The sequence below is a fragment of the Qipengyuania flavescens genome (genome assembly GCF_029688735.1).
Lineage (GTDB): Bacteria > Pseudomonadota > Alphaproteobacteria > Sphingomonadales > Sphingomonadaceae > Qipengyuania.
On sequence record NZ_JARULD010000001.1, the window covers coordinates 1,043,529 to 1,062,134 of the forward strand.

Annotated in this window: 22 protein-coding genes and 1 pseudogene; 6 read left to right on the forward strand and 17 right to left on the reverse strand. The window is 60.5% G+C overall.

Annotated features, from left to right (window positions below):
* The first annotated feature begins 128 nt into the window (after positions 1-128).
* The 3 genes from P8R33_RS05100 to P8R33_RS05110 are packed head-to-tail and all read left to right on the forward strand — an operon-like array spanning position 129 to position 2,589.
* The gene (locus P8R33_RS05100) at positions 129-551 is read left to right on the forward strand and encodes a very short patch repair endonuclease (protein WP_278327890.1); all 423 of its coding nucleotides are present in this window, start codon (positions 129-131) and stop codon (positions 549-551) included.
* The gene (locus P8R33_RS05105; protein WP_278327891.1) at positions 548-1,729 is read left to right on the forward strand and encodes a DNA cytosine methyltransferase; all 1,182 of its coding nucleotides are present in this window, start codon (positions 548-550) and stop codon (positions 1,727-1,729) included. Before P8R33_RS05100 ends, P8R33_RS05105 begins: the two co-directional genes overlap by 4 nt.
* A gap of 2 nt (positions 1,730-1,731) precedes the next feature.
* Positions 1,732-2,589 carry an Eco29kI family restriction endonuclease gene (locus P8R33_RS05110; RefSeq protein WP_278327892.1) on the forward strand — a complete coding sequence of 286 codons (858 nt, stop codon included), beginning with the start codon at positions 1,732-1,734 and terminating at the stop codon, positions 2,587-2,589.
* Between the two features lie 355 nt (positions 2,590-2,944).
* Here P8R33_RS05110 and P8R33_RS05115 read toward each other — a convergent pair whose 3' ends face one another.
* From P8R33_RS05115 to P8R33_RS05125, 3 genes are all read right to left on the reverse strand, one after another.
* Positions 2,945-3,556 (reverse strand): hypothetical protein, encoded by a 612-nt coding sequence (locus tag P8R33_RS05115; RefSeq protein WP_067468607.1) that lies wholly within the window; start codon positions 3,554-3,556, stop codon positions 2,945-2,947.
* 775 nt (positions 3,557-4,331) lie between these two features.
* Positions 4,332-4,850: a hypothetical protein gene (locus P8R33_RS05120; RefSeq protein ID WP_278327893.1), complete on the reverse strand. Its 519-nt coding sequence runs from the start codon at positions 4,848-4,850 to the stop codon at positions 4,332-4,334.
* A gap of 351 nt (positions 4,851-5,201) precedes the next feature.
* Positions 5,202-5,831 (reverse strand): PD-(D/E)XK nuclease family protein, encoded by a 630-nt coding sequence (locus P8R33_RS05125; RefSeq protein WP_278327894.1) that lies wholly within the window; start codon positions 5,829-5,831, stop codon positions 5,202-5,204.
* Between the two features lie 316 nt (positions 5,832-6,147).
* Between P8R33_RS05125 and P8R33_RS05130 the strand changes: the two genes are divergently transcribed.
* On the forward strand, positions 6,148-6,471 hold the full coding sequence (locus P8R33_RS05130) for an MgtC/SapB family protein (protein WP_278327895.1): 324 nt from the start codon (positions 6,148-6,150) through the stop codon (positions 6,469-6,471).
* An 87-nt stretch (positions 6,472-6,558) separates the two neighbouring features.
* Here the strand turns inward: P8R33_RS05130 and P8R33_RS05135 are convergent, their stop codons facing one another.
* The 7 genes from P8R33_RS05135 to P8R33_RS05165 all read right to left on the reverse strand — a co-directional run bounded on the left by P8R33_RS05135 (position 6,559) and on the right by P8R33_RS05165 (position 12,654).
* On the reverse strand, positions 6,559-7,428 hold the full coding sequence (locus P8R33_RS05135) for an SDR family oxidoreductase (protein ID WP_278327896.1): 870 nt from the start codon (positions 7,426-7,428) through the stop codon (positions 6,559-6,561).
* Between the two features lie 43 nt (positions 7,429-7,471).
* A complete protein-coding gene (locus tag P8R33_RS05140; protein ID WP_278327897.1) occupies positions 7,472-8,101 on the reverse strand; it encodes a flavodoxin family protein in 630 nt (209 codons plus the stop codon).
* A gap of 45 nt (positions 8,102-8,146) precedes the next feature.
* A complete protein-coding gene (locus P8R33_RS05145; RefSeq protein WP_278327898.1) occupies positions 8,147-8,941 on the reverse strand; it encodes an SDR family NAD(P)-dependent oxidoreductase in 795 nt (264 codons plus the stop codon).
* A 2-nt stretch (positions 8,942-8,943) separates the two neighbouring features.
* Positions 8,944-10,125 (reverse strand): zinc-dependent alcohol dehydrogenase, encoded by a 1,182-nt coding sequence (locus tag P8R33_RS05150; RefSeq protein ID WP_278327945.1) that lies wholly within the window; start codon positions 10,123-10,125, stop codon positions 8,944-8,946.
* Positions 10,125-10,769, reverse strand: coding sequence for an SRPBCC family protein (locus P8R33_RS05155; RefSeq protein WP_082835583.1), 645 nt, complete (start codon positions 10,767-10,769; stop codon positions 10,125-10,127). Before P8R33_RS05155 ends, P8R33_RS05150 begins: the two co-directional genes overlap by 1 nt.
* 126 nt (positions 10,770-10,895) lie before the next feature.
* Positions 10,896-12,134, reverse strand: coding sequence for an MFS transporter (locus P8R33_RS05160; protein WP_278327899.1), 1,239 nt, complete (start codon positions 12,132-12,134; stop codon positions 10,896-10,898).
* Positions 12,135-12,177: 43 nt separating this feature from the next.
* A complete protein-coding gene (locus tag P8R33_RS05165; protein ID WP_157052051.1) occupies positions 12,178-12,654 on the reverse strand; it encodes a hypothetical protein in 477 nt (158 codons plus the stop codon).
* A 190-nt stretch (positions 12,655-12,844) separates the two neighbouring features.
* Here P8R33_RS05165 and P8R33_RS05170 point away from each other — a divergent pair, with 190 nt between their 5' ends.
* Entirely contained in the window at positions 12,845-13,156 is a 312-nt protein-coding gene (locus tag P8R33_RS05170; RefSeq protein ID WP_050599277.1) for a hypothetical protein, read from the forward strand.
* Between the two features lie 137 nt (positions 13,157-13,293).
* Here P8R33_RS05170 and P8R33_RS05175 read toward each other — a convergent pair whose 3' ends face one another.
* Positions 13,294-13,602, reverse strand: a complete 309-nt coding sequence (locus P8R33_RS05175) for a hypothetical protein (RefSeq protein WP_156494034.1) — start codon at positions 13,600-13,602, stop codon at positions 13,294-13,296.
* A gap of 300 nt (positions 13,603-13,902) precedes the next feature.
* Here P8R33_RS05175 and P8R33_RS05180 point away from each other — a divergent pair, with 300 nt between their 5' ends.
* Positions 13,903-14,268: a PRC-barrel domain-containing protein gene (locus tag P8R33_RS05180; protein WP_278327900.1), complete on the forward strand. Its 366-nt coding sequence runs from the start codon at positions 13,903-13,905 to the stop codon at positions 14,266-14,268.
* A 134-nt stretch (positions 14,269-14,402) separates the two neighbouring features.
* On the opposite strand, the gene P8R33_RS05185 is transcribed toward P8R33_RS05180, so the two are convergent.
* The 6 genes and pseudogenes from P8R33_RS05185 to P8R33_RS05210 form a co-directional block, all read right to left on the reverse strand.
* The gene (locus P8R33_RS05185) at positions 14,403-14,618 is read right to left on the reverse strand and encodes an SDR family oxidoreductase (protein WP_318245739.1); all 216 of its coding nucleotides are present in this window, start codon (positions 14,616-14,618) and stop codon (positions 14,403-14,405) included.
* A gap of 91 nt (positions 14,619-14,709) precedes the next feature.
* Entirely contained in the window at positions 14,710-15,750 is a 1,041-nt protein-coding gene (locus tag P8R33_RS05190; protein WP_063511751.1) for a sodium:calcium antiporter, read from the reverse strand.
* 1 nt (position 15,751) lies between these two features.
* On the reverse strand, positions 15,752-16,495 hold the full coding sequence (locus P8R33_RS05195) for a ZIP family metal transporter (RefSeq protein ID WP_224801997.1): 744 nt from the start codon (positions 16,493-16,495) through the stop codon (positions 15,752-15,754).
* A 12-nt stretch (positions 16,496-16,507) separates the two neighbouring features.
* Positions 16,508-16,921 (reverse strand): protein-L-isoaspartate O-methyltransferase family protein, encoded by a 414-nt coding sequence (locus tag P8R33_RS05200; RefSeq protein WP_224801996.1) that lies wholly within the window; start codon positions 16,919-16,921, stop codon positions 16,508-16,510.
* Complete coding sequence (locus tag P8R33_RS05205) at positions 16,918-17,802, reverse strand: L,D-transpeptidase family protein (protein WP_370301163.1); 885 nt, start codon at positions 17,800-17,802, stop codon at positions 16,918-16,920. Before P8R33_RS05205 ends, P8R33_RS05200 begins: the two co-directional genes overlap by 4 nt.
* Before the next feature lie 307 nt (positions 17,803-18,109).
* Positions 18,110-18,606 (reverse strand): annotated as a pseudogene (locus P8R33_RS05210) (sorbosone dehydrogenase family protein); the annotation flags it as partial.

The following is an 18,606-nucleotide window of genomic DNA, read 5'->3' on the forward strand; positions in this document are numbered from 1 at the left end:
CCACGGACGCCAGTTCACTCCGCCGCACAGCCGTCGGCGGGACTGGATTTCGCGCCATGGATATGGAAGAACAAACCGGAGACGCGGCATGCGCAAGAAGACACCGCCGAGTTTGGACAGTCGCGACGATGGTGGACAGCCTCAACCCATTGGAACGCTCCGCGCGCATGGCGCGCGTACGCGGGAAGGACACGAAGCCGGAGCTGCGAGTTCGACGCCTGGTCCACCGCATGGGCTATCGTTACCGCCTGCATCGACGTTCGCTTCCCGGCAGCCCGGATCTCGTCTTCGGCCCTCGGCGGAAGGTCATCTTCGTGCACGGATGTTTCTGGCACCGGCACGAGGCTCCTTCCTGCAAGCTCGCGCGGATACCCAAGTCCCGCGTCGAATTCTGGGTGGCCAAGCTCGAGGGCAATCGTGAACGCGATGAACGAAACATCGCGAAGTTGCGGAAACTGGGTTGGGACGTCTTGGTGATCTGGGAATGCGAGACTAGGGACGAGAGTGCTATGGGGCTTCGTGTGCAAACCTTCCTGGACGATGCCGGATGAAGGCGGTCGAACTGTTCGCCGGCGCGGGCGGGCTTGGCATCGGCATCAGCCGCGCCGGCTTCGAGCCGACCCGGATCGTCGAATGGGAGCCCAATTGCCAACGAACGCTGCTGGCCAATCGAAGGGCGCGGCTGGCGGATACTCGAAAGTGGCCACTGAGCATCGAGAGCGACGTGCGCGACGCCAGTTTCGTCGAGCACGAGGGAAAGGTAGAACTCGTGTCAGGGGGGCCACCCTGCCAGCCCTTTTCGGTCGGCGGTCGCCACAAGGCGCAGGCCGACCGGCGCGACATGTTCCCCGAAGCGGTACGCGCGGTGCGAGAAATCAAGCCTCGCGCGTTCATCTTCGAGAACGTTCGGGGGCTCACCCGCGAGCGGTTCGCCTCGTACTACGAATACGTCAAGCTGCAGATGCAGTATCCCGAACTCGTCGCAAGGGATGGTGAAGACTGGGCTACCCACCTACGGCGACTGGAGTGCCATCACACGGGATCTCGCGGCGACCGGGGGCTGGAATATCGGCTGGTGGCCGAGGTCCTGAACGCAGCTGACTATGGCGTGCCGCAAAAACGGCATCGGGTGTTCTTCGTCGGTTTCCGGATGGATCTCGGGGTCCGGTGGTCCTTCCCCGAACCGACCCACTCCCAGGACGCGCTGCTGTGGGATCAGCTGCATGGCGACTACCACGATCGGCACGGGATTCGACGAGCGGATCAATGGTGGAACGCCGAAAGGCTGCGGGCGCGCGCGGAGAAACTCATCGAGAAGCCGGGTGCAATTCCCTGGAGGACGGTCCGCGACGCCATCTCGGACCTACCGGCCCCCGATATCGGGCCGAACGGATCCAGCGGGTTTCTCGGGCATCGCTTCCAACCCGGCGCGAAAAGCTATCCCGGTCACACTGGAAGTCCCCTCGACGACGCGGCGAAGGCTCTGAAGGCGGGAGTTCACGGAGTGCCCGGTGGAGAGAACATGTTGGCTAACACCGATGGTTCGGTACGCTACTTCACCGTGCGCGAGAGCGCGCGGCTGCAGACCTTCCCCGACCGCTACAGGATAGAGGGCGCGTGGTCCGAGGCGATGCGTCAGATCGGCAACGCCGTCCCAGTGACGCTCGCGGAACGGGTCGCGCGCAGCGTCGCGGGCGTCCTTTCCCAACATAGTGTCGACAACAAGTAGGCATGCCTCGCGATCCGTCGATCGAGAAGGCCGCACAGCTCCTCGCCGGGATCGAGCGCCTGCTCGAGAGCACCCGGACTGGCGAACTCACCGCTCCGGCCCGAAAGAAACTGGTTGCAAGCATCGATTCCATGCGGGACCGCCTCGATCGCCTTACGCGCAAGATCGATCCGAACGAGCTTCCTGACGCGTTCTTCGATCCCGCCGAGCCGACCCTGATCGGGAACTTCGTGGCGCTTGCTCTCGTCGCGCAGGACCGAAGATCGCTCGCCAGCCTCGGACGGTTCTATGGCTCGGGCGTCTACGCCATCTACTATAATGGCGGAAACCCGCTCTACGCCCCGATCAGCGGGACCGAAACACCGATCTACGTCGGCAAGGCTGATCCCAAGGGGAATCCGAAGACGGCAATCGATCAGGGGACGAAGCTCGCCGACCGACTAAACGAGCACCGCCGGAACATCGATAAGGTCAACGGTGTGGACATCGCCGACTTCGACTGCCGCGCACTCGCGGTCCAGACCGGCTACCAGGCGGCGGCGGAGAGTCATCTCATACGCATGTTCCGCCCGATCTGGAACAACGAGACCGGAATACTGTACGGTCTCGGGAAGCACGGGGACTCGGCGACGACGCGCGCGAACAACAAATCGCCGTTCGACACCCTGCATCCCGGTCGAAGATGGGCGGATGCCAGTCCCGAAGCCCAGAGTGTCCCGGAGATCGTGGACAAAGTACGGGAGCACTTCGATTCCGCCATCGTGTTCGACGATCAAAGCGCCGTGCTCCGCGCCTTCGTCGCCAACATACGTCGGGAGGATCGACTAGACCGGGACGACGAAGCCGCGAAACGCACTTAGACAGGATTTGCGGAGCGCAAGCGAGGTCAGCAAGGCCGCTCCAAACCCAAGGGATCGCTTCTCCTTCAACTCCGAACGGCCTGGATGCCCCGCAACGGAATCCCGTCTTGCAACTGGTATTTTCAGCTGATGGGATAACCGTCCACTGCATAAATCTCTATGAGTGTAGGCATACCAAACCTGCTGCAATGCGACCGACCGCCCATTGCGTAAATTGCAATTGGCGGAGACGAACAGCTCATATGCTGACGTTACCTTGGTCAATCAAGAACTGCTTGAATAATCGGCCTGCCAGATTTTTTATCAGGCACCCGCATGGCATCATGCGCTAATTGCTCTCGCGTCGCGCTCTCGCTCACGGAGCGTCCATGGTCGATAGATATCCTGCTTCAGGAGACCAATAGCCCCAGAAACTTTTCGACCATTCATCCTTCATGGTAATGAGAAGAGCTTTACATCGCCGTCGCTCCCCTCCAGACCTTTGCATTTCGGGACTACGGCGCATTCTCGTAACATTTTTTAAGGAATGGACTACCGGGTTCGAACGCACGAAGAACAAGGGTTTGAAATCGGAAAAATCTACTAGGTCGAGCAAACGGTAGTTCCCCGAGGAGCCTGCAGCACAGATCGTCGCGGGAAGCTCCTTGTCCCAGATTGCAAGCATGGAAAAGCCGTTCTTGCTTTCACGGAAGCGAAACCACCTGTACTCGAGGTCAAGCGTTGCTCGTTTTGCGAACCGTGCATGCTCCATCGATCCAGCTAATAACGAGCCCCGTTTTTCGAGCACGATGTCCGTTTCTGACCAACAATCGTACTTGGACCGAAACCTTATCTTCTGGTGCTGGTGCTTGTTCAAGGCACCTCCGGACTGAGCGATCCCCGGCTTGAGATCGACGTCGGAAAGGAAGTTCGCACAGCTTCTGCTGATCATTGCCCGGGCCATAATCTTTTCGCGCACTTTTCGCATTCCAGCCTCCTTCAACAAAGATATGGACACAACGGATCAGCTTTTCAGATTTATTTTGTTGCATTGGCGGAAAGGCTGCTTGTCCCCCTGTCTCGCAGCGACTGCTAGGTTGTCTTCTATTGCCTATCTGACCTTCATTTCGCCGATCCACTTTTCGACCGCGTCGAGCGCCCGTTTGAATGCGAGATCGAGGGAGCGCGCGCGGCGCCAGTGCGCGCAACATTTCAGCATGCTCTTCCAGTTCCGATTCCTGACTGTATGCGTTAAGATGCCGTAAGCCAGATCTATCTCGCATGCGGCAGCCGCGCACGAGGCAACAACCAGGACGGCGCAGGAGACACTGTCGCTTTTAACAGTGTCGAACACTGCTCTAGAGGTCGCCCGAGCTCATCTCCCCCTCCCCCCCAACAGCATGATCGCTACCGCCTCAAGCAGCTGCGATGATTATGAGGGGATGTCTGCTTTCACGAGATGACCATTCCAACAGTGGGCAGTCCGGTCACGGCCCACTTCCCGCCATTTCTAGAGGCCCTCCACAACATTCACCCGTACGGGTGTAGCCGGACACAACCTGCTCCAATCCGACCAACCGCTTATCGCGTAGCCCGCAATCGGCCGAATACTAACGGTTCAATCACTGCCGTTAACCTTCGCTGGTTAAGAAGCGTCAAGTTATTCGCGCCAAAACCGTTATGCTCAGGGCAATCGACCAACGAAGATAGATCCTGTGTGGCGATGCCGGATCGTCCATGGACGATCCGGCGCACTATGAAATTTAGGCCGCCTGGGCGAGGTAAGGCAGGTCGAAGGTATCACCCCGCTCCCACTGCTCGGCTTGGATCGCCATAAGTCGGTTGTAGGCCCTCACCATGTCACCATTTGCCGATTCGAAGGTCGAGGCCGGTGCTTCCGTGATGTGGTGCAGATCGAGCGCATCGTCGAATCTGTACGCGCCCAGATTGAAGCCGTCTGGTACGAGGGTCGCGCGGTCGTCTTCGCCAGTCAGGCAGAGCATGCAGCTCTCGATGTAGTGCATCCCCCCTCCCATCTGCGCGATCAGGCCGATCTGCGGAACAGGGCATTCTGCAGACTGATGAACCCAGAGGAGCGGGCGGCCAGTTGTCTGGACCCGGGAAGCGAACTGCATCAGGCCGAAAGCGTGAGGAGCCGTACCGCTCAGCATTATGTCCACCTTGTCTCGGAATTCAGTGAAGCGTCCGGACTGGCCGCTCAGCAGGCGAGCAAGGGCGGCAAAGAAGTTGGCGATGCGGTTCTGCTGTTCAATCTGAGTCATTTCAAGTCTCCATAGGCCGCGGGGATCGCATGCCTTTTTCCGCTCTCGTCCAGAGAGCCACCTCCTTTCGTTCTTAAGAAGATCATCAGTCGGCCACGGCCGCTTTGCATCCTAATCTCTGCCGGTTAGAGTTAGACTTGCTGATCTAGGAAACTGCCACTCTTTAGATTTTAGCCCTCATTGCAAAGGAGTGCGCTGTGCGACGATTAGACCGTTCTGCGGATAGGTCGCCAGGCGCTATGGCTGCAATCGGAATTGCAGTTTGGCGAGGTCGTCGGGCGTCGTCTCAGTTCCGAGCAGGTTTTGCGGCGCTCGCGCGGGTCAGCATCGGTTTCCCCCTACCGCAGGCGACTAGGCCTCGAGCGGCGACGGCGCTACAGCGATGATTTCGCCGGTCGTCACCAGCACGATCAGGCCGCGCGTGGTGCCGGTCATATCCAGATAGGCCCGCACCTGAGCGCGGTAGTGATCGACCGTCTCAGGCGTTGGCTGGACGTCGCTCTTCCAGTCGATGACCACCTGCGGCGTCCCATCGGGGGCCCAGCCGATGGCGTCGACGATGCCGGCGGACGCCTGCTCAACCTCATTGAGGAATGTTGACGCATAGACCGGGAGCTCCGGGCTGAGGACGGGACGAAGCTCTGCGATTTCGGGCAAGGCAAGCGTGCGGGAGACGCAGCCGACAAGTTCAGCGGGTGAAAGGCCCTGTGACGGGTCTTCGACCGCCGGCCAGCCGAGCGCCGCGATGAGCGAGCGCGCCCGATCGGTCAGCGCGGCGCTGTCTGGAGCGGTCTCGCCGGTCAACACCTCTTCGAGAAGCTTGTGCAGGATCAGGCCGCGCTCGCGTCCCCCCTGTATGCTGGGGCGTTTGGCCTCGTCATCGGGCTTGCGCTCGTCGCGCGCCGCCCAGATTTCCACCGCTTCCGAGGTAAGCACTGGGCCGACGCTGCTTTCGTCACGGCTGGGCGCCAGCCAGGTCAAGCGGCGATGGCGCTCGGCGATAGCGGCGGCTTGTCGGTGTATTTGTCCTTGTCTCCCTTCGCCATCACGTTTCTCCTCGTGTCGTGTCGAGTACCCGTCCGCGCTAAGAAAATATATGAGCGACCCCGTATGGGGCAAGGGTCCCAGGAAGATATTGTCTCACGTTTGCAACGGGTTATCGTAGGGGCCTGGCCGGCTGTCGGCGGGAGAGAGCAGCCAACCCAGCAATTGCAGCACTCGGGTTGATTGTCCTATCAGCTTGCGGCGAGCGGAAAGACCCATCCCGGGATCCGGGCAGAAAGCGGAGCAGCCAATCATGGAACTCAACCCTGTCACATCCCTCGAATGGCTCGATTGGGATATCATCAGCCGGCTTGGCGTGGCTGCGATTCTCGGTCTGGTGCTGGGGCTTGATCGCGAATGGCGCGGCCATGCCGCCGGCATGCGAACGCATGGCCTGATTTGTGTTTCGGCTGCGGCCATGGTGGGCATCGCCTGCGGTGCCGCGCAATGGCCCCTGGTGGCAATACTGACCGTAGTCAGCCTGATCATGATCACGGTCCTGCGGGTTGCCGAAGACAAGTTCGGCAAGGAGGATCGCAACATCGCGCGCTCGATCGGAAGGTCGCCCGACGAATAGGCGTCCGCCTCAGATCCGCGTATTCGTCGGAGCAGCCCAAACTGGTCAGCTGCGCTGTATCGCCCCCTTACTCGGGCAGCCGGCAGATCACATCATCGGTTTGCCGCCGGTAACGGCGATTGTGGCTCCCGAGATGTAGCTCGCTTCATCGCTCGCCAGCATGACGTATGGCGGCGCGAGTTCGGCGGGCTGCGCCGGGCGGCCAAGCGGATAATCTTTCCCGAATTCGGCGACGTCCTCTTCGGGCATCGTAGAGGGGATAAGCGGTGTCCAGACCGGCCCGGGCGCGACGCAGTTCACGCGGATTTTCCGGTCTGCCAGCAGCTGCGCGAGGCCTGCCGTGTAATTCTGGATCGCCCCCTTCGTGGTCGCATAGGGCAGCAGCGTGGGATTGGGCTGGTCGGAATTGATCGATGCCGAATTGATGATCGAACTGCCTTCACCCATGTGGGGCAAAGCGGCTTTGGCAAGATAGAACATCGCGTGGATGTTGGTGGCGAAGGTCCGCTCCCATTCCTCGTCGGGAATGTCCTCCAACGTCCTGAAAGTCATCTGGTGGGCAGCGTTGTTTACCAGCACATCGATCCCGCCGAAGGTGTGGGCAGCCTCGTCGATAATCGCCCGGCAATGCGCCGCATCGCTGATATCGCCGCGCATCAAGGCGCATTTGCGTCCGGCTTTTTCGACCCATTCCTTCGTTTCCTGCGCGTCGTGATCCTCGCACAGATAGGCTATCAGCACATCCGCGCCTTCGCGCGCGAAGGCGATTGCGACCGCGCGACCGATCCCGCTGTCACCGCCGGTGATGACGACCCTTTTTCCTTCGAGACGGCCGGAGCCCTCGTAGCTGTCTTCGCCGTGATCGGGCTTGGGGTGCATTGCCTCGGTCGCGCCCGGAACACGCTGTTGCTGCTCAGGCAGGGGCGGCTCGATCCGGCTGGTGGTTCCTTGTCCCATGATGGTCTCCCAAGAGATTACGGAGTGTGAGCGTTCCGGGCCGTCAGGCCTTCGTCCCGGGGTAGGTGTCGCCTGCAAGTAGTTTGGCGAGATGCGCGGCATTGATCGCGCACATCTGCGCGGTCTCGGTCACCGCATCGGGGGTTTCGGCGAACTCCTTGAAGTCGGTGCTGCCCATCGCCTCGCCGACCCAATAGCAGGCCGCGCCCGCCGGGATCGTCCAGCCGGTGTCGTTGAGCGACTGGAACAGCTGCGCCGAGCTCCAGTGCGCGCCATCTTCATTGCCGACGATCGCGGCAATCGCCACCTTGCCGAAGCTCGGCATCCGGCCTTGGCCATCGGTTTCGCTGGTGAAGGCATCCATGCGTTCGAGCACGCGTTTGGCGACCGACCCGATCTGGCCCATCCAGATCGGCCCGCCGAAAACGAGGATGTCGTGGCTCAGGATTTTCTCGCGGATAGCCGGCCAGTCGTCGCCCTCGCCCTCGCCCTCGCCCTCGTTCGACGTTACGCCCGGGGGTACATTGTAATCGGCGATGCGGATGGTTTCGGCCAGTTCGACATCCTGCTCGGCCAGATGCTCTTTCAGCACGGCGATCATGGCGTCGGTCGAGCTTGCTTCGCCCAAAGATTTCTTGAGCGAGCAGTTCAGGGCGATGGCGGTGAGAGGCATAGGTATTCTCCTCGGTTTCTTGCAGACTGGCGAAGGCGTGCGGCCTCAGCGATCGTCGGGTTCGGCCATGCGGCGGTGCATCTGGGCAAGCACCGTGTCGGGGATCACGCCGGCGAACATATCCTGGACCTTGTTCATGAAGCCGCTGACCGTGTGCGCGTCGCCTTCGAGAAGGGCCTTATAGCCTGCCTCGGCGACCATGGCGGGATCGTCCTTGCTGTCCGATTTGCCGACATCGGTGTTCTCGAGCCCGGCGCGGTCGAAGAACTGGGTATCCGTCGGCCCCGGCATCAGGCACGAGACGACAACATCGGTATCCTTGAGCTCGTTGCGAAGCCCGAAGCAGAAGTAATCGATGTAGCTCTTGGTGCTGTTGTAGACGAGCTGGAAAGCGCCCGGGATGTGCCCCGCGATCGAACCGGTCACGAGGATGCGGCCGGCATTCTTCGCCCGCATCTTCTGCCCGACATGGTGCAGCAGCCAGGTCGTGCCGGTGACATTGGTGTGGATGACATGGGCGACGTCCTTCCACTCCTGATCGAGGAACGCTTCGCCCAGCCCATGGCCGGCATTGGCCAGCAGGACATCGGGCGTTCGGTCGCCGAGCGCCGTCACGAGGGCCTTGAGGCCGTCGCGGGTGGCGAGATCGGCTTCGACCGTCTCGACGCCAGCGGAACCGCACTGCCGCGCGGCTGCTTCGGCCGCCGCAAGATCGCGGTCGGCGGCGAGGATCAGGTCGCACCCATCGCGGGCCGCCAGCTTCGTGAGCTCGAGCCCGATGCCGCTCGAAGCACCCGTGATCACGCACAGCCCGGACAGCCTGTCGATTTTCCCGGCCATGATCAGTTCTCCATCCCGGGCTTCAGAATGACCTTGGTCCATTCATTCTGCTGCTCCTTGAAATTCTTGTAGCCCTCGGCTGCTTGTTCGAGCGGCAGCCGGTGGCTGATCAGGAACGTGGTATCGAGCGTGCCATCCTCGATCTTCTCGAGCAGCGGCTTGGTATATTTCTGGACATGGGTCTGGCCGCCGCGGACCTGCAGGCCCTTCTCCATCATCGCCCCGAGCGGCCATTTATCGGTCATCCCGCCATAGACGCCGGGGATCGAGACCTTGCCGCCGAACCGGACCGCGAGGATCGCCTGTTTCAGCGCGCTCGCGCGGTCCGCCCCCATGCCGACCTTCTGCTTCACGACGTCGAACATGTTGTCGATCGCGAAGCCGTGCGATTCCATGCCGACCGCGTCGATTACCGCATCCACGCCGATCCCGCCCGACATTTCCATCAGGGCCTCGCGCACATTGGTCTCGCGGAAGTCGATGATCTCCGCGCCCAGCTGCTTCGCCAGCGCGAGGCGGTTCGGATAGTGGTCGATCGCGATCACCTTGGATGCGCCCATCACGATGGCCGACTGAATCGCGAACAATCCGACCGGGCCGCAGCCCCACACCGCAACCGTATCATCGGGCTGGATGTCGGCATTTTCCGCCGCCATCCAGCCGGTCGGGAGGATGTCCGAGAGGAACAGCACCTTGTCGTCTTCTAGATGGTCGGGAACGACGATCGGGCCGACATCGGAAAAGGGCACGCGGGCGTATTCGGCCTGTCCGCCCGAGTAGCCGCCGGTCAGGTGCGAATAGCCGAACAGCGCGGCCATCGGCTGGCCGTAGAGCGTCGCCGACATATCCTGCTTTTCAGCCGGGTTGGAATTGTCGCAGGCGGAATATTGCTGCTGCTTGCAATGGAAACAGCCGCCGCAGCTGATCGTGAACGGCACGACGACGCGCTGCCCTTTCTTCAGATCGCTCGCAGACCCCGTCTCGACGACTTCGCCCATGAATTCATGGCCCAGCACATCGCCCGGCGCCACGCCGGGAATGACGCCATCGTATAGGTGAAGGTCGGACCCGCAGATGGCCGTGCTGGTGATCTTGATGATCGCATCGCGGGGATTGATAATTTCCGGATCGCTGACCGTGTCCACGCGAACGTCGTTGGTTCCATGCCAGGTAAGTGCTCGCATCATCCGTTCTCCTGCTTGGCTGCACGGGTTTCGTCCCGCGTTCGCGCCGATGTCGCTATTTCTCCGGTTTCCATGAGCATCTTGAAACGCTTCAGATCATGCCGGGCCTGAACCTGCGGCTCGCGCAGGAACAGCTTCGCCACCGCTCGGCCGAGCGCGCCTGCGGGCGGGTCGTAGGCCATCACCAGGCTGACCCTGGTTCCGCGCTCGCCCGGTGCATCCTCGAAGCGAACCTCGCCGCTGGTCTCGATCTCGGAATCCTCGACCGAGCGCCAGGCGATCACCTCGTCCTGCTTCTTGCTGGCGATTTCGGTTTTCACCGCGACCGTCTGGCCCGCGGGGGCCTTGATCCGCCAGGTTGAAACCCCGTCTGCGCCGGCTTCGATCGCTTCCACATTCTCCATGAATTGCGGCAGGTTGGAGAAGTCCGACCAGAACGCGAACATTTCGGCTCGCGGCTTGCGGATGGTTACTGATCGGCCGACCTGCGCGGTGTCGCCTTCAGGCTGGCGTTTGGTATGGTTGGCGGCATCGCCATATCCGCGATTTTGGTGCCTGTTGGACAGGAACGCTCCGAATGCGATCGCTCCGGCAGTAAGAACGACGCCGCCCAATCCGGCGCCGATTTTCGAATTTTGAGACATAGATTTTCTCCGCGACATGATGACGCAGCGAATTCCCTCTCAAACCGTTCCGGACGTTCTCGGCGAGGCGTTGGTGGGTTGCGACCAATTTTACCGAGCTTTCTTCGGTGAAATTTCAGGCCGGATTTATCTGTCAGACGCAGTTGCGAGGTCGCAATCGCCTGCCGGGCTTGAACGGATGGTCGGCAAGGCGGGCAAACGCCCGGGCCAGAGAGCAATCACGACTGACGGAACCGCCGCGATGGCGAACATCGCCTGTCCTCCCATTTTTTCGGCTATTCCGCTCACGAGAGTCGGTCCGATCAAGCTCCCGATCGCTAGCGCCATGAGGGCCGCAGTGAATCCGGTCGTGCTCCATCCGGGGAACAATCTCAGGCTCCAGAAAGAGATCACCGCGCTGACGACCATGAGCGCTGCTCCGTGAAATGCGCTTGCGGTTATCACGGTGATCCAGTCATTGGGTGCGAACGCGATGAGGACCATCGAGAGGGCGGCAGCCGCGAAAATCACGCGCAGCACGCCGCTCAGACCGAACCGGTCTACCAGACGCCCTGCCGCTACGCCGACTAAGCCCAGGATACCGTAACTGATGAAGACCACGGCCGAAGCGCCGTCCGATACCAGGCTAGGCAGCCCTCCCGTATCGGCTATGCGCTTCGCCGCGAAGGTAATGAAGACCGCGTTAGTCGCGCCGAAAACCAAAGCGAGGGTGTGGAGCGGCCAAGCCTTGCGGCCATAGAAATGCGAAAGGGCGAACCCCTTCATCGATTGCCTCTGTTCGAGCTTCGGGGTCCCGAACCACGCCACGATTGCCGCTAAGAGGGCGATGCCGGCGAAGGCCCACCAAGCGTGTCGCCAGTGGATTGCGCCCATCCCTGTAAATAATGAGAGAACGCCTGCAATTACTACGCCGGTGGCCGTTCCTGTCGCGATTATCGAGAGGGCCGTATTTCGCCGATCTTCGGTTAAACTGTGGCGCGCGGCATCGTTGAACGGGGTCCAACACAGGCCTGCGCTGGATCCCGCGATGACTATCCCTGCGGTCAGCATTGTCGCATTCGATGCAGTAGCTACCAGCACTGATCCCGCGCACGCCATCAGGCAGGCCAGAATGACAGGAGTGCGAGGTCCGAGCCGAAAAACAAAGATAGCAGTTATTGGCAAAGCCACCATAAAGGCGGAAAATGCGATACTCGCGATATGCCCGCCATCGGCCACCGAAAGGCCGAACTCATCGGCGAACTGGGGCATGAAGAGACCTAGACCGACTCTCGCGGGACCGAAGCCGATTGCAGTGGCGAGAAATCCAGCGATCGTGAGACGCGCGGCCGAGTTCAACGCGTTCTTTGTCCTGCAGTGCTGCACGAGCTAGAGCATGGTTTCGGTGAAGATGCCAAGAGGCTTTACCTCATTCCCCAGCAAGCGACCGGGTTAATTCCGCCAAGCGCTCACGGAGCAGATGGTCCGTATCCCGAGCTTGCTGGCGAAACGCATTTAACGCTTGGTTTTTCGCGGCCCCTTCGTACTGATCGAGCGCAATGGCCGTTTCCAGCGACACGATGTCAGCAGCCAGAAATTTGCGGATCGCTCCAATTACGGCGACGTCTCGCACCCGTCCCTGCGCTGTCGACGCTACGTCGCGCAATGCATCGTCCATTATGCCATTTGCCCAGAGATTAGGTTTCCCATCAGGATCACCCAGCATCTGGCCGAGGATGTTTGCTTCTTCATTGGACCGAGTAATCAAAGTACGGAAGGTCTCTCTCGTAACGGCATCGTTTGTTGCGACAGCAACTTTCTGCATCCTGCACGCAAGTGAGCGACGGCCCTCCCGCAGGTCATCAAGCGCCACTCGTAGCAATTGGCTGAAGTTCGTCGTGGTCATACTCCGTGAGCGCCGGACGTTCGAGTTTGTTCCAGCCTTCCCTTGTTCCGCGGGTTTCTCGACTTTTCATAATAATGTGAGCGTGTTAGATAACATTTCTTATCGTCAAAAGCAGAGCTTGGGCGGAACCTATCGATCTAATTGAAATTGATTCTGCATTCGTCCGAACCTGCAACACTAGGTTCAGGAGATGCCCTTGTCTTTCAATCCACTTACAGAAAAAGGCATTCCGATCGACCGTCAGTTCCGCAATTGGTCGGAATTGACGAGCAAACCTTTCGACACCCGCGAGGTCCATCCCTATACGAGATGCCGCGTGATCCTGATGAACGGGATCGAGGTGGAGGCGATCATCAATTCGCACAACGCCGCGCGCCGCATTGCCGATACGGGCGTTAAGCAGATGCTGGCTCTGGTCCGCAAGGAGGATAGCTTAGCGAACTCGGGGGTCATCTACCGTTCCTCAATCGTAGCGTCCGATCAAACTGCAGATATTGCATGACGACAAAGCGTCTAAAGAATCATGGTCCGACAGACGCCAAGAGATAATTTACGGGCGCACGCTTTTGACGCTTATCGGCTAGGCGAAAAATACGCGCATATTAGCCCGATCACAGCGATGCGCTCAGTGCTTCCTGATTAGTCTTCCGTGCTTTCGTTTGGCTTACCTATCAGCCAGACCCCCGTTTTGCCGACCAGTTCCATAGAGCAGACAGGTCTTCCGTTTTCGTAAAGGTCGGCCTTGGTCCCGCTCGCGATGTTCTTCGCCTTGTCCAGCGCTCCAGCAATTGAAACGCTATCGAAAGCGATCTCTTCGCGCGCCGCAGAACGTTGGTCCCAAGAATGCAGAACGTAGTGACTCATCAGCAACCTCACTTCTGAAATTGATTTCCGGCCCCCGTCCTTGCCTTTTAAATATCCGCTTTCCGGCGACGAAACGAAATCCACGCTCTTGGCGCGCCGTTTCCCCGCCTCAACGGCCGAGCTTAGATTATCATCTGCACACACTACGGCAAAGGCAATGGCTGTTAAACGGTCGCATGACGGGAACCATTGGTCGCACACGATCAAGAGCGAGCCGCAAGTAAACGCACAATGGCCCTCTTAGCCCACTTGTTGAACGTCCTGTCTGACAGGGGCCACGAGTTCTGGATCAACATTCAATCGAAGGCATTTTTTGCCGTAGCACCGGCCCGTTCTCGATGTGCTTTCGGGTAGTCTGGTGTGTTTCAGCAAAGGAGTGGCACAATGCATACTGAAGCAGAAAAGAATTCCGCTGTTATTTCGAGTGATCGCGTCGAAGGTACAGCCGTCTTTGATCGCGGCGGGAAAAACATCGGCCACGTAGATCACGTATTGATCGAGAAGCGCGGTGGACAGGCAACAGAAGCAGTTTTGTCGGTCGGCGGTTTCCTGGGAATGGGTGATGAAAAGCACTGCGTCCCTTGGTCGAAGCTCGATTATGATACCGACCTTGGTGGCTACCACCTTAACATCGACGAAGATGCCCTTCGCGAAGGGCCGCGCTTCACTTCCGAGGAACGACACAAGGCCTACGACGATAATTTCCGGTCTGGCGTTCACAAATATTATGAAAAGGCGCAGGTAGCTTAGCGCTATGAGCATTGGGGGCCCGGCTTGACTGTCGGGCCCTCTTGCAACTGTCTCCCCCGGACGTCACCGCCGCTACAGTCCTGTCGCGGAGGCTCAGTTCTTGCCCCCATTCCGAATATCAGAGAGTCGAATGATCACATCATCGGTTTTCCGCCGGTCACGGCGATTGTAGCTCCCGAAATGTAGCTTGCTTCATCGCTCGCCAGCATGACGTATGGCGGCGCAAGTTCGGCGGGCTGCGCGGTGCGGCCAAGCGGATAATCCTTGCCGAATTCAGCAACATCCTCTTCCGGCATCGCGTCGAGGGAAAAAGCGGTCTCCAAAACCGGCCCGGACGCGATGCAGTTCACCCGTAGCGGCCTCGTGACTGTCGATCGACATCTTTGGCATCGCCTTCTCCGCCACGGGATTGGACAGCTGGGCTCTACAATCGTCGGAAAGTCATTCGGCAAAGGCGCCGCCCAGGATCGCCGCCAATCCCGCACTATAGGCGACAAGCACGGCGATTGAATCGTAGCCCATGCGGAGCATGGCCTTGTTCCGCCGTTCGAGCAGGCCGATCAGGACCAGCATGGTCAGCAATATGCCGAGGAGCGCGGCCACCATCGCGCTGCGATCGACCTGATTGAGTACGAGCGGCCCCGCCGCCAAGATATCGATCAGCAGGACCAGTGTCACATCGAACATGTTGCCGCCCAGTATATCGCCAATAGCCAATTCCACACGGCGGATGCGAACCGCGGCAATTGCCGTGCTGAGTTCGGGCAGTGACGTGGCGAAGGCGAGCAGGGTCAGGCCCATCACTCCGGTATCGGTACCCGTTTGTTCGGCCATCCCCTCCGCCGCCAATGTCACGAGTGTGCCGCCTGCACAGATCAGCACGGCTGCTGTTACGGTGACGCCGACAAGTCGGGCATTGGAAAGCTCAGAAGGGGCTTCTTCTTGTCGATCCACCTCCGGCAAGGCTTCCGGCGTCCAGCCTCTCGAAGAGACGCTCCTCCCTAACCGCCAGAGGCACAAAAGATAGGTTGTGGCGGTCAGCACCGGGAAGAAGCCGACCCCGATGCCCCATAATTCCCAGTCGCCCACCATCACGCCCAGCGCCACGAGCACCAGAAGCACGATGCTGACTGCCGCGTTGAGCATAACGCGCGGCCCCGGCACCATACTGGTCAGCGCATTTTTGCCCACGAACAGATCAGCCAGCGCGATGACGACCACCTGAAAGGCGACCCCGCCGACGAGATTATTGACCGCCATGCGCGGATTGTCGGAGATTACCGCGACGCTGGTGGTGGTGATTTCGGGCAACGAAGTCACCGCGCCCAGCAAGATGACGCCGATAGTCGCCTGTCCGATGCCACTCCGCTGCGATATCGTGTCGGCATAGCCCGCCAGCCGTGCTCCGGCGAACCAGACGAGCACGGCTCCGGTCAGGAACAGCGGGACGAGCGCGAACAGAGACAAGCCAGCAAGGCTCATGTCACTGTCCAAGATAAGTCGAAGTCAACAGGAGTGCTCCGAAGCCCAGTGCGAAGGACGGGCTCGATATACGGCGCTTAGCCTTGGGCTGGTCGGCTTCGGGCACCATATCCTCGATCGTCGCGGTCAGTAGCAGGCCCGCGAACACAGCGAGCACGAAGCCCGTCAGCACATCCCCCGCTCCGGCCAACACGGTATACCCCGCGAACGCACCGATCACCGGAAGCAGCGGATAGATCGCCAGCGCGCTTAGCCGGTGCCTGCGCGTAATCTTTGCCGAGCGGAAATTCGCAGCGATGGCGAAGCCACCCGGCAAGTTGCCCGCCACTTGAGACAGGGCCAGCAGCAGCCCCAGTTCGCGCGCCACCGCTCCCCCGCCGCCGGTCATCAGTCCATCGGTCAGCAAGTCAACGCCCACTGCGGCATAGGCCCCCCAAGTGGTCGCACGGCCTGCGGCGCTACCCATTCGGTCGCGGATCTTTCGTGTGGCTTTGGCGATACTTGCGGAGCAGATTGCCCCGACGATCAGCGCCACGACCAACAGCCAGGTCTCGATCCGCTCCTGCGAACGCGGGATGAGCTCAATTGCGGCAACCGCGGTGGCGATCCCAGCAGCGGCATGGAGCGCGCCGCCGACCAGCCATTCGGGCGGCTTGCGCCATTCGGCCAGCGCAACGCCAAGAAGATTACCCAGCGAAGGCAGCAGCGCGAGAGCGAGTACCGCAAGAAGGCCAGAAGACTCCATACTGTCAGCGGATCACCGCTTGAGCGCGTCCGGCACGCTATCGAACCGCACCGCCACCAAAATCGCGTCGAAGGACGCCTCGTTCGGCAGACCCTTCAGACCATCTCCCGTAATGATCTCGCAATCGTCGTAGGCCAACTCCCTAATCCGCGCCGCCGCCTGCCTTGCCAGCGCCTCGTGCCACTTGATCGCATGGACCTGCCCAGCAGGGCGGGAGAGGACGGCTGCGGCATAACCCGTTACCGCCCCGACCTCGAGCAATCGGTCGTCTGCCCCGACTTCCCCCCCATCCATCCGGTGATCGACGTAGGTTTCGCGCGGGGCTTTGGCAAAGGCGGACAGAAACGCCTCGCCGCGAAAGCCGCGCGCGGCAATCTGGTTGCGGTTGATCAACTGGCGCCGGTCAGCATAGTCGGTGCCGCTCACGATGCACCTCCAGCTTGGTTAGCGAACACCACGCGCGTCCCCTGGCGCACCGCATCCGCCAGTTCCTTCGCATCCCAGTTGGTAAGTCTTACGCAGCCATGGCTGGCGGTCTTGCCGATCAGTTGCGGGTCGGGCGATCCGTGGATGCCATATCCGGGTTTGCTCAGATCGATCCAAATGCCGCCCACCGGATTGTTCGGCCCGGGCGGGACGATCAGCGTTTCGTCGGGACCCCATTCGCGCCCGCTCGGATCGAAGGTATAGTTTGCATCGGGCGCTACCGCGACCACCTCCATCGAACCGGAGGGGCTGGGAAATTGCGCGCTGCCCACCGTCGCGGGATAACTGGCAAGGATATTGCCCCGCTCGTCGAAAGCGACGACCGAATTGTCCGACTTGCGGACCTCAATCCGGGCGACCTGCGAAGGAAGTGTTTCCTCTCGATGCGCAACAATAGTGATCCGCGTCCCCACGCGGCTGAAATCGGCCTCGGGATTGAGCGCCCGAAGCAGGTCCTGATCCATATGGAACCGGTCTGCGATCAGCTCCTGCGGCGAGGTCCAGCCAACACGCTCCAGCGCTGCCATTGCCGACATAGCGTCGGGCACACGAAAGAACGGTCCGTCCACGTCGTCGCGCGTGATCGTGTAGGTCTGGAAAATCTCACCGCCCTGCGAGTTTATCAGTGATCGCATAAGCTGCGGATCGATGCTTCCCTCGGCAGGAAGCCCGCGGGCTCGTCGGAAATGCTGGATCGCCCGCATCGTGTTGCCGCCCATGAGACCATCGATCACGCCGGGCGAATGGCGGCTCCGATCGAGCATAACCTGCGCGGCAAGCACTACGCGCGAACGAGCGCCAGAAAATGCCGTTTCCGGCACCGAGGGTGGGATTTTCAGATCAAGACTTTCGCTTTGTGTCGTCTCGATACCCGCTTCGGCATCGGTTGTTGACTGGGCCGGCGATACCGAGGGAACACAGAGAAGCGCGGTGGCGATCAACACCACCAAGATACGGTCAATAAGAAGAAATCCAGGCATGGTTGACTAACTGGGCTGCCTGCGCGGATGTTCCGATCTACTCAATCCCGAAAAGGCTGTTGAGCGTACGATTTGATATTTGAACCAAGGGCGCGCATCCGATGCACGCAAGCGCCATCCCGGTTTCGGGCGGCGCTACCAAACGGAGTTACCTGGTGGTGGGTGCTGTGGACGGCGGCCGTGGGTCGCCAGGCAACTGGGTTGTGTCTCCCGAGGAGTTACGGCGTGCTGCACCGCGTGGGGCGATACGCCAAACGGTGTTCGACACATCATCCGCGACATATAGTACACCACGCGCCTCATCGTACGTCACGCCCACGGGGCGCCCCCTCGCGTGCCCGTCTTTCAAAAAACCTGTGAGCAGATCGATGGGTTCGCCGCTCGGGCGGCCGCCGCGGAAAGGTACGAAGACGACTTTATAGCCCGACGGATCGGCTCGATTCCAGCTTCCGTGCATCCCGACGAACGCGCCTTCGGCGAACCGGCCACCCAAACCCCCGTCGGTGGTGAAATCGACACCTAGTGCAGCTACATGCGAGCCTAGCGCGTAGTCGGGCACAACGGCCTTGTTCACCAGGTCGGGCCTCGCCGGCCTGATCCTCGGATCGACGTTCTGGCCGTAGTAACTGTAGGGCCAGCCATAAA

Excerpts from the sequence above, each read along its gene's own strand:
- P8R33_RS05150 (WP_278327945.1), bottom strand. The coding sequence starts at position 10,125 with ATGCGAGCACTTACCTGGCATGGAACCAACGACGTTCGCGTGGACACG.
- P8R33_RS05120 (WP_278327893.1), bottom strand. The coding sequence starts at position 4,850 with ATGACTCAGATTGAACAGCAGAACCGCATCGCCAACTTCTTTGCCGCC.
- P8R33_RS05170 (WP_050599277.1), top strand. The coding sequence starts at position 12,845 with ATGCCCTTGTCTTTCAATCCACTTACAGAAAAAGGCATTCCGATCGAC.
- P8R33_RS05130 (WP_278327895.1), top strand. The coding sequence starts at position 6,148 with ATGGAACTCAACCCTGTCACATCCCTCGAATGGCTCGATTGGGATATC.
- P8R33_RS05140 (WP_278327897.1), bottom strand. The coding sequence starts at position 8,101 with ATGCCTCTCACCGCCATCGCCCTGAACTGCTCGCTCAAGAAATCTTTG.
- P8R33_RS05190 (WP_063511751.1), bottom strand. The coding sequence starts at position 15,750 with ATGAGCCTTGCTGGCTTGTCTCTGTTCGCGCTCGTCCCGCTGTTCCTG.
- P8R33_RS05110 (WP_278327892.1), top strand. The coding sequence starts at position 1,732 with ATGCCTCGCGATCCGTCGATCGAGAAGGCCGCACAGCTCCTCGCCGGG.
- P8R33_RS05195 (WP_224801997.1), bottom strand. The coding sequence starts at position 16,495 with ATGGAGTCTTCTGGCCTTCTTGCGGTACTCGCTCTCGCGCTGCTGCCT.
- P8R33_RS05105 (WP_278327891.1), top strand. The coding sequence starts at position 548 with ATGAAGGCGGTCGAACTGTTCGCCGGCGCGGGCGGGCTTGGCATCGGC.
- P8R33_RS05135 (WP_278327896.1), bottom strand. The coding sequence starts at position 7,428 with ATGGGACAAGGAACCACCAGCCGGATCGAGCCGCCCCTGCCTGAGCAG.
- P8R33_RS05145 (WP_278327898.1), bottom strand. The coding sequence starts at position 8,941 with ATGGCCGGGAAAATCGACAGGCTGTCCGGGCTGTGCGTGATCACGGGT.
- P8R33_RS05165 (WP_157052051.1), bottom strand. The coding sequence starts at position 12,654 with ATGACCACGACGAACTTCAGCCAATTGCTACGAGTGGCGCTTGATGAC.
- P8R33_RS05100 (WP_278327890.1), top strand. The coding sequence starts at position 129 with ATGGTGGACAGCCTCAACCCATTGGAACGCTCCGCGCGCATGGCGCGC.
- P8R33_RS05115 (WP_067468607.1), bottom strand. The coding sequence starts at position 3,556 with ATGCGAAAAGTGCGCGAAAAGATTATGGCCCGGGCAATGATCAGCAGA.
- P8R33_RS05155 (WP_082835583.1), bottom strand. The coding sequence starts at position 10,769 with ATGTCTCAAAATTCGAAAATCGGCGCCGGATTGGGCGGCGTCGTTCTT.
- P8R33_RS05180 (WP_278327900.1), top strand. The coding sequence starts at position 13,903 with ATGCATACTGAAGCAGAAAAGAATTCCGCTGTTATTTCGAGTGATCGC.